This is a genomic window from Pseudomonas proteolytica, from assembly GCF_007858275.1.
GTDB lineage: Bacteria > Pseudomonadota > Gammaproteobacteria > Pseudomonadales > Pseudomonadaceae > Aquipseudomonas > Aquipseudomonas proteolytica.
This window is the reverse complement of sequence record NZ_VFEV01000033.1, coordinates 1-13,270: the sequence shown is the minus strand read 5'-3', so window position 1 is coordinate 13,270 and position 13,270 is coordinate 1. Positions and strand designations below refer to the sequence as shown.

Sequence of the window (13,270 nt, the reverse complement as noted above, 5' to 3'; positions counted from 1 at the left end):
CTACTTTTTAATCTACTTTCGGCGCCCCTTGCGCCACCAGAGGAAGCTTTTGTGGAAGCACTGCACAAGAAAATTCGCGAAGAAGGCATCGTGCTTTCCGACCAGGTACTCAAGGTCGACGCCTTTCTGAACCATCAGATCGACCCGGCGCTGATGAAGCTGATCGGCGACGAATTCGCCGCGCTGTTCAAGGATTCGGGGATCACCAAGATCGTCACCATCGAAGCCTCGGGCATCGCGCCGGCGATCATGACCGGCCTGAACCTGGGCGTGCCGGTGATTTTCGCCCGCAAGCAACAGTCCCTGACCCTGACGGAAAACCTGCTGTCGGCGACGGTGTATTCCTTCACCAAGAAAGTCGAAAGCACCGTGGCGATTTCCCCGCGTCACCTGACCAGCAGCGACCGCGTGCTGGTGATCGATGACTTCCTGGCCAACGGCAAGGCTTCCCAGGCGCTGATTTCGATAATCAAACAGGCCGGCGCCACCGTGGCAGGCCTGGGGATTGTGATCGAGAAGTCGTTCCAGGGCGGCCGTGCAGAGCTGGATGCCCAGGGCTACCGTGTTGAGTCGCTGGCGCGGGTGAAGTCCCTGGCCGGTGGGGTTGTGACCTTCATCGACTGAAGGTGAGCGAGCACAGTTAAAAATGTGGGAGCGGGCTTGCCTGCGATAGCGCAGTGTCAGGCGACAGAGATGTCGACTGGCAGGCCCTCATCGCAGCATAGGTATCTACACAACTTTACCGTAACGCCTAAATCCAGGCAGATAGCGCAGTTGTGGCGAGCGGGCTTGCCCCGCGCTGGGCTGCGAAGCAGCCCCAAAACCAGCCGCTGCGGTGTATCTGGTACAACGCATTCGGCTTATTGGGGCTGCTTCGCAGCCCAGCGCGGGGCAAGCCCGCTCGCCACAACTGCGCTATCTGCCTGGATTTAGGCGTTGCTGCAAAGTTGTGTAGATACCTATGCTCATCGCAGGCAAGCCAGCTCCCACATTTGCCTTGTGTTACCTGTCAGTGTGCGGTGGCCTGTAGGCCAGCAAGCAATAGGCGCTGATACAGATCCTCTTTAAACCCCTCAGGCTTATCCAGGCGCATGCGCACCAGATGCTCGGGAAACGCCGCAGGTTCCGGTGCATCCAGCGCCGCCTTGCCCAACTCCAGAATCTCCGTCAGCTTGAATTTGCTCTTGAGCCAGTTCAACGCGCGCAACAAATCCCGCTCTTGATCAGTGAAGTCACTGCCCAGCGGATACTCCGGAAACAGCCTTGAATGCCGCGCCTGCACCGCCTGCAAACGCTCGGGAGTGTTGTCGGCAAAGCGTGGGTCGAGCTGGAAGTCCTTGGGCAACTTGCCGGCTTTTTGCGCCTGTTCGATCAAGTCGGCCTGGAACCGTGAGTCGGTGATATTGAGCAACGCCTCGATCACCTTGGCGTCGGTCTGGCCGCGCAGGTCAGCGATGCCGTATTCGGTGATCACGATATCGCGCAGGTGCCGTGGAATCGTGCAATGGCCGTACTCCCAGACAATATTGGAGCTGACCTCGCCAGCCGATTCACGCCAACTGCGCAGGATCAGGATCGAGCGCGCACCCTCCAGTGCATGGCCTTGGGCGACAAAGTTGTATTGCCCACCCACACCGCTGAGCACGCGGCCATCTTCCAGTTGGTCGGCAACGCCTGCACCCAGTAGCGTCACCATGATTGCGCTGTTGATAAACCGCGCATCCACGCGCTGTAAACGCTTGAGTTCTTCCTGCCCGTACAGCTCGTTGATATAGCTGATGCGGGTCATGTTGAATTCCAGGCGCTTGGCGTGGGTCATTTCCTGCAAGCGCTGGTAAAAACTGCGGGGGCCGAGGAAAAACCCACCGTGGATCGATATGCCATCGGGCTGCGCCGCATCGTCCAGCAGGCCTGCGTTGGCCTGCTCCTGCGTCGCCACATCCGGGTACACCTTGCGCCGCACAATCCCGGCATCGGCCAGCACCAGCAGGCCGTTGACGAACATTTCGCTGCAACCATAAAGGCCCCGGGCAAACGGTTCGACCCCACCCTCACGGCTGATCAGCGGCGCCCATTGGTACACGTCCAAGTCGGTGAGCAACTGCCGATAGCTCTCGTTATCGGCCTGACGCGCCAGCAACGCGGCGGTCAAGGCGTCGCCCATCGAACCGATACCAATCTGCAAGGTGCCGCCATCGCGCACCAGGGTGCTGGCGTGCAAACCGATGAAGTGGTCCTGCAAACCCACTGGCATGTTGGGCGTAGAGAACAGCGTGGTGCGGTCTTTTTCGTCGATCAGGAAGTCGAACTGATCCATGCCCAGTTCGGCATCACCGGGCATGTAGGGCAAATCTTCATGTACCTGGCCGACCACCAGGATGGTCTCGCCTGCCGCGCGGCGCTTGGCGATCATGGGCAACAGGTCGAGGGTGATATCCGGGTTGCAACTCAGGCTCAGGCGATCCGGGTGCTCACTGCTGCTGGCCACCAATTGCGCAACCAGGTTCAGGCCGGCGGCGTTGATATCGCGGGCGGCATGGCTGTAGTTGCTGCTGACGTAGTCCTGCTGGGCCTGGGCGCTGTGCAACAGGCTGCCGGGCTGCATGAAGAACTGCTGCACGTGGATATTGGCCGGCAGGCTGTCCTTGCGCAGGGCGGCAAGGTAATCCAACTCGGGATAATCACCGAACACCCGCTCGACAAACGGCTCCAGAAAGCGCTTCTGCAAACCATCACCCAGCGGCGGGCGGCCCAGGCTCAACGCGGTGTAGATCGTCAGCGACCGCTCGGGCAGCTTGGCGATACGCCGGTACAAGGCATTGGCAAACAGATTCGGCTTACCCAGACCCAGCGGCATACCCATGTGGATATGCGCCGGTAGGCGTTCCAGTACGTCGTCGACCGCTTGCTCGATTGAACACAACTGCACCATCCGACCCTCCTGACGTTCCGTGATTAGGGGTTGGACCGAGCTTGCCGGGTCTTTGCTGCAATGAACAGCCTTGGCCGGCAAATTGCGGGCACAAAAAAGCCGCTGGTCAGCGGCTTTTTGGCGAAGATTGGTTTATTTCAAACCAGACATCTTCTCGATTGCAGCCTTGAGGTCGTCATCCGAGCAATCGGAGCAGGTGCCTTTAGGCGGCATGGCGTTGATGCCGGTGATGGCCTTGGCCAGGATGCCGTCGAGGCCGCCCTGGTGGTCGGCGCGCTCTTTCCAGGCTGCGGTGTCACCGATTTTCGGTGCGCCCAACAGGCCAGTGCCGTGGCAAGCATTACAGTGTTTGGCGATGATCTCGTCCGGCGTTTTTGCGCCGCCGCCGCCCGCTGTCACAGCGACTTCCATGCCCTTGCATTCCTCACCTTGAATACAGACCTTCCCCACGGGTTCAAGGCGCTTGGCAATATCATCATTGGTCGCAGCTTGAGCGCTGGCAGCCCAAAGGGCCAGTACGGTTGCTGGTACAGCCAGCATTTTCATAATTAGGTTCACGCGTTCACCCTCATGGTGGCTATTCACGCCTGCGGCCACGGTTTCGCAGGCGGCGAAAGTATAACGGTTAGGCCGCCTCACTGAAACAACCCTATTATCCAAGGGGAGATTGAGCATGGCGAAATACAACTACGGGCACCTCTGCAAGGTAGGCAGGGCGCCTCTTCTGTTAAAAGTTCGCGGGTGTGGCTGCGCTGATTAGTCGCGCCGGCACATCGAACGGATTGCGAAAACGGTGCGGCTTGGTGCTTTCAAAGTAGTAGCTATCGCCGGCTTCGAGCACAAAAGTTTCGACGCCCACGACCAATTCCAGACGACCTTCCAGCAGGATCCCGGTTTCCTCGCCGTCATGGGTCAGCATTTCCTCACCCGTATCGGCGCCCGGTGGGTAGATTTCGTTGAGAAACGCAATCGCCCGGCTCGGATGTGCCCGGCCCACCAGCTTCATGGTGACCGCGCCATCGGAGATGTCGATCAGCTCATTGGCTTTATAGACGATCTGCGTCGGTTTTTCCTGGAGGATCTCCTCGGAAAAGAACTCGACCATGGACATGGGGATGCCGCCCAGCACCTTGCGCAAGGAGCTGATGGAGGGGCTGACACTGTTTTTCTCGATCATCGAAATGGTGCTGTTGGTGACGCCCGCACGCTTGGCGAGTTCACGCTGGGAAAGACCTTTCAGTTTACGGATGGATTGCAGTCGTTCGCCGACGTCCAATGCAGGAGCCTCCTAGGATTCAGGCTTTGTTGTAATTGAGCGTTATCATGGCGACAGCGTTCAGTATTTACAACACTTTGGTCTGAATCCCGCAGGGCTTCATCTGCAGCTGGCGGCTAAGCGCCGGAATAGAGCCGTGGCACACGGCGCAGGTTGCAGAAAATCTGATAAGGGATGGTCTCGGCGGCGGTCGCCACATCGCTGGCGAGGATGTTTTTGCCCCACAACTCGACGGTCGAACCCAGACCCGCCTGGGGTACATCGGTCAGGTCGATGCACAGCATGTCCATCGACACCCGCCCCAGCAACTGGCTGCGCTGGCCGGCGACCAGTACCGGCGTACCGGTCGGCGCATGCCGTGGATAACCGTCGGCATACCCCATGGCAACCACACCGATACGCATCGGCTTGGGCGTCACGAAGCGCGCGCCATAACCCACGGGCTCGACCGCAGGCAGCTCGCGTACGCAGATGACTTTCGATTCCAGGGTCATCACCGGCTGCAAACGCGCGGCAACCGCCTGGTCTTCGCCAAACGGCGTCGCACCGTAAAGCATGATGCCGGGCCGTACCCAGTCGCTGGAAACGCTCGGCCAGCCCATCACCGACGGCGAGTTGCGCAGGCTGACCTGGGCCGCCAAGCCCTGGCGCGCGGCCTCGAAGACCGTGACCTGTTCATCGCTGCTCGCGCAGTCCAGTTCATCGGCACGGGCGAAGTGGCTCATCAGCACGATCTTGGCCACTTTGCCGCTGGCCAGCAGGCGCTGATAGGCGTCGTGATAATCCTTGGGATGCAAGCCGACCCGGTGCATGCCCGAATCCAGCTTCAACCATACCGTCAGCGGCTTGCTCAGGCGCGCCTGTTCAATCGCTTCCAGCTGCCACAGCGAATGCACCACGCACCAGAAGTCATGCTCGATGATCAGCGGCAGTTCGTCGGCCTCGAAGAACCCTTCGAGCAACAATACCGGCCCACCAATCCCGGCAGCGCGCAGTTCCAGCGCTTCCTCGATACAGGCCACGGCAAAACCGTCGGCCTGGTCTTCCAGGGCCTGGGCCACGCGCACGGCTCCATGGCCGTAGGCATCGGCCTTGATCACGGCAAGGGCCTTGGCCCCGGTCAGTTCGCGGGCCAATTGGTAGTTGTGGCGCAGGGCTTGTAGGTCGATCAGGGCACGGGCAGGACGCATGGCGGCAGGCTTCTAGGCGGCGGTAGGAAGAAAAAACCGGTACCGACCGACAGCGCCGGCACCGGAAGAGGGATCGTTTAAGGCAGAGCGGCCACAACAGACAGCTCGACCAGGATTTCGGGTTCACACAGTTTCGATTCGACCGTGGCACGGGCGGGTGCGACACCTTTTGGCAGCCACTTGTCCCATACCGCGTTCATGCCGGCAAAGTCGGCGTCGATGTCTTTGAGGTAGATCGTCACCGACAGCAACTTGGTTTTGTCGGTACCGGCCAGATCCAGCAAGCGCTCGATGTTGGCCAAGGTCTCGCGGGTCTGCTGCTCAATCCCGGCACTCATGTCGTCGCCGACTTGCCCTGCCAGATACACGGTACCGCTGTGGACAACGATCTGGCTCATGCGCTCATTGGTGAGCTGGCGCTGGATTGACATGTTTTGTGGACTCCTGAGGGTTGCCGTAACGGGAAATATCGAGGCCTGCGGCGCTGATCTGCGGGGTTTTCTTGGCCATCAGGTCCGCCAGCAAGCGGCCAGAGCCACAGGCCATGGTCCAGCCGAGGGTGCCGTGGCCGGTGTTCAAGAACAGATTCTTGAACGGGGTGGCGCCGACAATTGGCGTACCGTCCGGGGTGGTCGGGCGCAGGCCGGTCCAGAACGTGGCTTCGCTCAGATCACCGCCTTGAGGATAAAGGTCGTTGACGATCATCTCCAGGGTTTCGCGCCGGCGCGGGTTAAGCGACAGGTCAAAACCGGCTATTTCAGCCATGCCGCCAACCCGGATGCGGTTGTCGAAACGGGTGATCGCAACCTTGTAGGTTTCGTCGAGAATGGTCGAAGTCGGGGCCATCGCCGGGTTGGTGATCGGCACGGTCAGGGAGTAACCCTTGAGCGGATACACCGGCGCCTTGATCCCCAGCGGCTTGAGCAACTGCGGCGAGTAGCTGCCCAGGGCCAGCACGTAGCGATCGGCGGTTTCCAGCTTGCCGTCGATCCACACACCGTTGATACGATCACCGGCGTGGTCCAGGCGCTGAATGTCCTGCTCGAAACGGAACTCCACGCCCAACTGCTTGCACATATCGGCCAGGCGGGTGGTGAACATCTGGCAGTCGCCGGTCTGGTCATTGGGCAGGCGCAAGGCACCGGCCAGGATATCCGTGACGCTGGCCAGGGCCGGCTCGACGCGGGCGATGCCGGCGCGGTCGAGCAGCTCGAACGGTACGCCGGACTCTTTCAACACGGCAATATCTTTGGCCGCACCATCGAGTTGCGCCTGGGTACGGAACAATTGCGTGGTACCCAGGCTACGGCCTTCGTAGGCAATGCCGGTTTCGGCGCGCAGTTCGTCGAGGCAGTCGCGGCTGTACTCAGACAGACGCACCATGCGCTCCTTGTTCACCGCATAGCGGTTGGCCGTGCAGTTGCGCAGCATCTGCGCCATCCACAGGTATTGGTCGATATCGGCCGTGGCCTTGATCGCCAGCGGCGCATGGCGCTGCAGCAGCCACTTGATGGCCTTGAGCGGCACACCCGGCGCAGCCCATGGCGACGCATAGCCGGGCGAAACCTGGCCGGCGTTGGCGAAGCTGGTCTCCATTGCAACGGCCGGCTGACGGTCGACCACGACCACCTCAAAACCGGCACGCGCCAAATAGTAGGCACTGGCCACACCAATGACACCGCTACCCAAGACCAAAACGCGCATTTTTATATCCTCATCACGGCTTGACCGCTGACGTTTGTTGTTCAGCACAAAGATGTGGGCAGTATAAAAAGCAATGACCAGTGCATTTCACTATATAAGTGCCTATATTTGGCGACAATTCTCGGCAAAAACCCTTTTCACGGAGGAGCATCCCCTATGCGGACCAATACCCAGACCAAGCGGGAGCTGGACAAGATCGACCGCAACATCCTGCGCATCCTGCAGGCGGACGGGCGGATATCGTTTACCGAGCTGGGGGAGAAGGTAGGACTGTCGACCACGCCCTGCACCGAACGGGTCCGGCGCCTGGAGCGCGAGGGGATCATCATGGGCTACAACGCCCGCCTCAATCCGCAGCACTTGAAGGGTAGCCTGCTGGTGTTTGTCGAGATCAGCCTCGACTACAAATCCGGCGATACCTTCGAAGAATTCCGACGTGCCGTGCTGAAACTGCCCCATGTGCTGGAGTGCCACCTGGTCTCGGGGGATTTCGACTATCTAGTGAAGGCGCGGATTTCCGAAATGGCGTCGTACCGCAAACTGCTGGGCGACATCCTGCTCAAACTGCCCCATGTGCGCGAGTCCAAGAGCTATATCGTGATGGAAGAGGTGAAGGAGAGCCTGAACCTGCCGATCCCGGATTGATCCTGTGGGAGCTGGCTTGCCTGCGATAGCGATCAATCCGCCGCCATTTTCATTGCCTGGTACACCGTCATCGCAGGCAAGCCAGCTCCCACCTTTTGACCGAGTACATCTGTCAGACCAGCACCTGCCGCGTCGTCGCCATGTACTCGTGGATCTGCTTCTCGACCCGAGGGTGAATCAATTCCACCGGCCCACGGTTATTGGGGCATGGCAGGCTGGGCGTAGTACCAAACAACCTACAGATCAATGGGCGCTCGTCGTACACCGTGCAGCCGTTGGGCCCCAGGTGTACACAGTTCAGCTCATCCATGGCCGCTTCCTGCTCGGCCGCGGTCTTGCGCGGCAGGCGCGACATTTCCTCGGTGGATGTAGTCACCGGCCCACAGCAATCATGGCAACCCGGCACACACTCGAACGAGGGAATCTGCCGGCGCAGCGCGTTGACTTTCTGGCTGTTGCAACTCATCGAAACCCATACCGAACGGCGAATAGGCGTGGATTTTGCCCTAAAAGCCCCGAGTGAGACAGCTTCACCCGACCGCTGTATCCTGCGTCAAATTTTCCAAACACGGATGCTCCCCATGACCGCCAGCGCCCGGCACACCGCTTCCTACTACGCCGCCAGCAGCCTGCCGCAACCCGATTACCCGGCGCTGGCGGGTGAAGTCGTCGCCGATGTGTGTGTGGTGGGCGGCGGTTTTTCCGGGCTGAACACCGCACTGGAGCTGGCTGAACGGGGCTTCAGCGTCGTGCTGCTGGAGGCCCGCAAGATCGCCTGGGGCGCCAGCGGGCGTAATGGCGGGCAGTTGATTCGTGGCGTCGGCCACGGCCTTGATCAGTTTGCCAATGTGGTCGGCACCGAAGGCGTGCGGCAGATGAAGTTGATGGGCCTGGAAGCCGTGGAAATCGTGCGCCAGCGGGTCGAGCGCTTCCAGATTGAATGCGACCTGACCTGGGGTTACTGCGACCTGGCCAACAAGCCCCGCGACCTGCAGGGCCTGGCCGCCGATGCCGAGGAGTTGCACGACCTGGGTTATCGCCACGAACTGCGCCTGCTGCAAGCCGGGGAGATGGGCAGCGTGATCGGTTCCGACCGTTACGTAGGCGGCATGATCGACATGGGCTCCGGCCACCTGCACCCGCTGAACCTGGCCCTCGGCGAAGCCGCCGCCGCGCAGCAACTGGGAGTCAGGCTGTTCGAGCACTCCGCAGCGGTGCGCATCGACTACGGCCCTGAAGTCAAAGTCCACACCGCCCACGGCAGTGTGCGCGCCAAGACTCTGGTGCTGGGCTGCAATGCCTACCTCAACGGCCTCAACCCCCACCTGAGCGGCAAGGTACTGCCCGCCGGCAGCTACATCATCGCCACCGAACCCTTGAGCCCGACCCAGGCCGCCGAGCTGCTGCCGCAAAACATGGCCGTATGTGATCAGCGGGTCACGGTGGATTACTTCCGGCTGTCAGCCGACCGCCGCCTGCTGTTTGGCGGCGCCTGCCATTATTCCGGGCGCGACCCTCAAGACATCGCGGCTTATATGCGGCCCAAGATGCTCAAGGTCTTCCCGCAACTGGCCGAGGTGAAAATCGACTACCAATGGGGCGGCATGATCGGCATCGGTGCCAACCGCCTGCCGCAGATTGGCCGCTTGGCCGACCAACCCAACGTGTACTTTGCCCAGGCGTATGCCGGCCATGGCCTGAACGCCACCCACCTGGCGGGCAAGCTGCTGGCCGAAGCCATTAGCGGCCAGCACCGTGGGCGCTTCGATCTGTTTGCCCAGGTGCCCCACGTCACCTTCCCTGGCGGCAAGCACTTGCGCTCGCCGTTGCTGGCCCTGGGCATGCTCTGGCACCGCTTGAAAGAACTGCTCTGACTCACCCGCGCCAGAACGGTTTCAAGCCTTCCTGGCGCGCTTGCTCAGCGCTCAGGCCGATATCGCGCAGTTGCTCCGGGGTCAGGTCCAGCAGGGCCTGGCGCGTGTGGCGACGGCGCCAGAACAGTTCCCAACGGCTCGGCTGACCAGGCGCTAGCCCAGTCAGCCCACGCTCCTGCCCTGCTTCCAGCTCCTGACTGTGTAGCGCCAGCCGCACATCGCTCAAGCCACTCATTGTCCTGCCCCTCATTTGCCTGTTGCCATGAGTGACTAGAATGGATGGCGTGGCAAAACCATTACAGATTCAACCAACCTTTATTAAATCCATACAGATACTGCCATGCAGGGGCTGAATCCTGTATTTTCCCTTCATCTGTACTGGTCCACCGGGAGCGACCGCCATGACCCTCTACGTCAACCTCGCCGAATTGCTGGGCACCCGCATCGAACAGGGCTTCTATCGCCCCGGCGACCGCCTGCCCTCGGTGCGAGCCCTGAGCGTGGAACATGGGGTCAGCCTGAGCACCGTGCAGCAGGCTTACCGATTACTGGAAGACAACGGTCTGGCGACGCCCAAGCCAAAATCCGGCTACTTCGTGCCCGTCGGGCGCGAGCTGCCGGCGCTGCCCGCCGTGGGTCGGCCGGCCCAGCGCCCGGTGGAGATTTCCCAATGGGACCAGGTACTGGAACTGGTGCGCGCGGTGCCGCGCAAAGATGTCATACAGATGGGCCGCGGCATGCCAGATGTAATGTCACCGACCATCAAGCCCTTGCTGCGCAGCCTGGCCCGGGTCAGTCGCCGCCAGGACCTGCCGGGCCTGTACTACGACAACATCTACGGCTGTATGGAATTGCGTGAGCAAATAGCCCGTCTGTCATTGGATTCCGGCTGCCAGCTCGACGCTCAGGACATCGTGATCACCACTGGCTGCCACGAAGCCTTGTCGTCCAGCATCCGTGCGATTTGTGAACCCGGCGATATCGTCGCCGTCGACTCGCCAAGCTTCCATGGCGCCATGCAGACCCTCAAGGGCCTGGGCATGAAAGCCCTGGAAATCCCCACCGACCCGCTCACCGGCATCAGCCTCGAAGCCCTGGAACTGGCCCTGGAGCAATGGCCGATCAAGGTTATCCAGCTGACGCCCAACTGCAACAACCCCCTGGGCTACATCATGCCCGAGGCGCGCAAACGGGCGCTGCTGACCCTGGCCCAGCGCTTTGACGTGGCGATCATCGAGGACGATGTGTATGGCGAACTGGCCTACAGCTACCCACGACCGCGCACCATCAAGTCCTTCGACGAAGATGGCCGCGTCCTGCTCTGCAGCTCGTTCTCCAAGACCCTGGCCCCCGGCCTGCGGATCGGCTGGGTAGCGCCTGGCCGCTATCTGGAGCGGGTGCTGCACATGAAGTACATCAGCACCGGCTCCACCGCCACCCAACCACAGATCGCCATTGCCGAATTCCTCAAGAACGGGCACTTCGAACCGCATTTGCGGCGCATGCGTACCCAATACCAGCGCAATCGCGACCTGATGCTCGATTGGGTCAGCCGCTATTTCCCCGCTGGCACCCGCGCCAGCCGGCCCCAAGGCAGCTTTATGCTGTGGGTGGAACTGCCCGAAGGCTTCGACACCCTCAGGCTCAACCGGGCCCTGGTTGAGCAGGGGGTGCAGATTGCCGTAGGCAGTATCTTTTCCGCTTCGGGCAAATACCGTAACTGCCTGCGGATGAACTACGCTGCCAAGCCAACCCCGCAGATTGAAGAGGCGGTGCGCAAGGTCGGGGCAACGGCGAGCAAGATGCTCGCCGAAGCCGAACAGCGGATGGACTGACCTTTTGCCAGCAATCACCGTCATATGCCCACCACCGTCCTGATTCGGAACCTGTCTCCTTGATGAGCCAACGGCTATTAGCGTTCTTTTTGCTGGGGTTCCTGGGCCTGGGCGGTTGCGCCACCCTGGACGTGCCCCGGGTGCCCAGCGAGGCACTGCCGGCGACGCAGTCCGCCTTTGGGCGCTCGATCCAGGCCCAGGCCGCGCCCTATCAGGGCCGCTCCGGGTTTCGCCTGCTGCCCAACAGCAGCGAAGCGTTCATGGCCCGCGCCGAATTGATCCGCAATGCCCAGACCAGCCTCGACTTGCAGTACTACATCGTCCATGACGGCATCAGCACGCGCATGCTGGTGGACGAGCTGCTGACGGCGGCCGACCGTGGCGTGCGGGTGCGCATCCTCCTGGATGACACCACCAGCGACGGCCTGGACCAGATCATCGCCACACTGGCTGCACATCCGCAGATCCAGATCCGCCTGTTCAACCCCTTGCACCTGGGGCGCAGCACCGGCGTGACACGGACCATGGGCCGGTTGTTCAACCTCTCGCTGCAACACCGGCGCATGCACAACAAGCTATGGCTGGCCGACAACAGCGTGGCGATTGTCGGCGGGCGCAACCTGGGGGATGAGTATTTCGATGCCGAGCCCAACCTGAACTTCACCGATATCGACATGCTCAGTGTGGGGCCCGTGGCCGAGCAACTGGGCCACAGTTTTGATCAGTACTGGAACAGTGCGCTGAGCAAACCTATCGCCGACTTTATCTCCAGCGCCCCGTCCTCCCGCGACCTGGCCACGGCGCGCGGGCTTCTGGAGAAGTCCCTGGCCGAATCGCGCCAGCAAAACCATGCCCTGTATAACCGCCTGCGGACCTACCAGACCCAGCCACGCATGGATATCTGGCGCCGGGAACTGATCTGGGCCTGGAACCAGGCACTGTGGGACGCGCCGAGCAAGGTCCTGGCCAAGGCCGATCCCGACCCACAACTGCTGCTCACGACCCAACTGGGGCCAGAGCTGGAAGGCGTGCACAGTGAGCTGATGATGATTTCGGCCTACTTCGTGCCCGGCCAGCCGGGCCTGGTGTACCTCACCGGCCGCGCGGACGCAGGCGTCGACGTGCGCCTGCTGACCAACGCCCTGGAAGCCACCGACGTGCCGGCGGTGCATGGCGGCTATGCGCCCTATCGCAAGGCGCTGCTGGAACACGGGGTGAAGTTGTACGAACTGCGCCGCCAACCGGGCGACGGTGGCGGCAGTGGCCCGCACCTGCTGGGCAGCCGCTCGCTGCACGGTTCGGACTCGAGCCTGCACAGCAAGGCGATGATTTTTGATCGGCAGAAGTCGTTTATCGGCTCGTTCAATTTCGACCCGCGTTCGGTGCTGTGGAACACCGAGGTCGGCGTGCTGGTGGACAGCCCCGAACTGGCCGAGCATGTTCGTAACCTGGCCCTGCAAGGGATGGCGCCAGCGTTGAGTTATGAGGCAAAACTGCAAGATGGCCAGGTGGTATGGGTCACGGAAGACAACGGCCAGATGCACACCCTGAGCCGCGAGCCGGGGAGTTGGTGGCGCCGGTTCAATGCCTGGTTTGCCACCACCGTGGGTCTGGAGCGCATGCTCTAAGAACCACGAATATCCATTGTGGGAGCTGGCTTGCCTGCGATAGCCATAGGTATCTACATAACTTTCAGAAACCGACGAACTCTCCTGTGGCGAGCGGGCTTGCCCCGCGCTGGGCTGCGAAGCAGCCCCAGTAAGCCGTACGCGGTGTATCAGATACTCCGTAGCGGCTGGTTTTAGGGCTGCTTC

The 13,270-nt window shown here is 61.3% G+C and carries 13 protein-coding genes; 5 read left to right on the top strand and 8 right to left on the bottom strand.

The annotated features are described in order from the left end of the window. The first annotated feature begins 51 nt into the window (after nt 1-51). Entirely contained in the window at nt 52-624 is a 573-nt protein-coding gene (locus FIV38_RS21380) for a xanthine phosphoribosyltransferase (protein ID WP_029289761.1), read from the top strand. Between the two features lie 385 nt (nt 625-1,009). Here FIV38_RS21380 and FIV38_RS21370 read toward each other — a convergent pair whose 3' ends face one another. The 6 genes from FIV38_RS21370 to dadA form a co-directional block, all read right to left on the bottom strand. Then, a complete protein-coding gene (locus FIV38_RS21370; RefSeq protein ID WP_070994046.1) occupies nt 1,010-2,932 on the bottom strand; it encodes an acetyl-CoA hydrolase/transferase C-terminal domain-containing protein in 1,923 nt (640 codons plus the stop codon). A gap of 132 nt (nt 2,933-3,064) precedes the next feature. Further along, the gene (locus FIV38_RS21365; RefSeq protein WP_092232109.1) at nt 3,065-3,478 is read right to left on the bottom strand and encodes a c-type cytochrome; all 414 of its coding nucleotides are present in this window, start codon (nt 3,476-3,478) and stop codon (nt 3,065-3,067) included. A gap of 181 nt (nt 3,479-3,659) precedes the next feature. Next, entirely contained in the window at nt 3,660-4,208 is a 549-nt protein-coding gene (locus FIV38_RS21360) for a cupin domain-containing protein (RefSeq protein ID WP_029289768.1), read from the bottom strand. 116 nt (nt 4,209-4,324) lie between these two features. Next, nucleotides 4,325-5,398: an alanine racemase gene (gene alr / locus FIV38_RS21355; protein ID WP_092232112.1), complete on the bottom strand. Its 1,074-nt coding sequence runs from the start codon at nt 5,396-5,398 to the stop codon at nt 4,325-4,327. A 77-nt stretch (nt 5,399-5,475) separates the two neighbouring features. Then, entirely contained in the window at nt 5,476-5,829 is a 354-nt protein-coding gene (locus tag FIV38_RS21350) for a RidA family protein (protein WP_032856829.1), read from the bottom strand. Next, nucleotides 5,801-7,102, bottom strand: a complete 1,302-nt coding sequence (gene dadA / locus FIV38_RS21345; protein ID WP_029289774.1) for a D-amino acid dehydrogenase — start codon at nt 7,100-7,102, stop codon at nt 5,801-5,803. The genes FIV38_RS21350 and dadA overlap by 29 nt, the downstream gene beginning before the upstream one ends. A gap of 156 nt (nt 7,103-7,258) precedes the next feature. On the opposite strand from dadA, the gene FIV38_RS21340 reads away from it, so the two are divergent. Continuing rightward, the gene (locus FIV38_RS21340; RefSeq protein ID WP_003206849.1) at nt 7,259-7,747 is read left to right on the top strand and encodes an Lrp/AsnC ligand binding domain-containing protein; all 489 of its coding nucleotides are present in this window, start codon (nt 7,259-7,261) and stop codon (nt 7,745-7,747) included. A 112-nt stretch (nt 7,748-7,859) separates the two neighbouring features. Here the strand turns inward: FIV38_RS21340 and FIV38_RS21335 are convergent, their stop codons facing one another. Then, nucleotides 7,860-8,213: a YkgJ family cysteine cluster protein gene (locus tag FIV38_RS21335; RefSeq protein ID WP_029289779.1), complete on the bottom strand. Its 354-nt coding sequence runs from the start codon at nt 8,211-8,213 to the stop codon at nt 7,860-7,862. Between the two features lie 115 nt (nt 8,214-8,328). Here FIV38_RS21335 and FIV38_RS21330 point away from each other — a divergent pair, with 115 nt between their 5' ends. Continuing rightward, on the top strand, nt 8,329-9,621 hold the full coding sequence (locus FIV38_RS21330; RefSeq protein ID WP_092232116.1) for an NAD(P)/FAD-dependent oxidoreductase: 1,293 nt from the start codon (nt 8,329-8,331) through the stop codon (nt 9,619-9,621). A gap of 1 nt (nt 9,622) precedes the next feature. Here FIV38_RS21330 and FIV38_RS21325 read toward each other — a convergent pair whose 3' ends face one another. Next, on the bottom strand, nt 9,623-9,856 hold the full coding sequence (locus FIV38_RS21325; protein WP_029289783.1) for a DUF1127 domain-containing protein: 234 nt from the start codon (nt 9,854-9,856) through the stop codon (nt 9,623-9,625). Nucleotides 9,857-10,022: 166 nt separating this feature from the next. Between FIV38_RS21325 and FIV38_RS21320 the strand changes: the two genes are divergently transcribed. Both FIV38_RS21320 and FIV38_RS21315 read left to right on the top strand, forming a co-directional pair. Further along, nucleotides 10,023-11,456, top strand: a complete 1,434-nt coding sequence (locus FIV38_RS21320) for an aminotransferase-like domain-containing protein (protein ID WP_029289785.1) — start codon at nt 10,023-10,025, stop codon at nt 11,454-11,456. Nucleotides 11,457-11,518: 62 nt separating this feature from the next. Next, nucleotides 11,519-13,084: a phospholipase D family protein gene (locus FIV38_RS21315; protein ID WP_092232119.1), complete on the top strand. Its 1,566-nt coding sequence runs from the start codon at nt 11,519-11,521 to the stop codon at nt 13,082-13,084. The last annotated feature ends 186 nt before the right edge of the window (nt 13,085-13,270 follow it).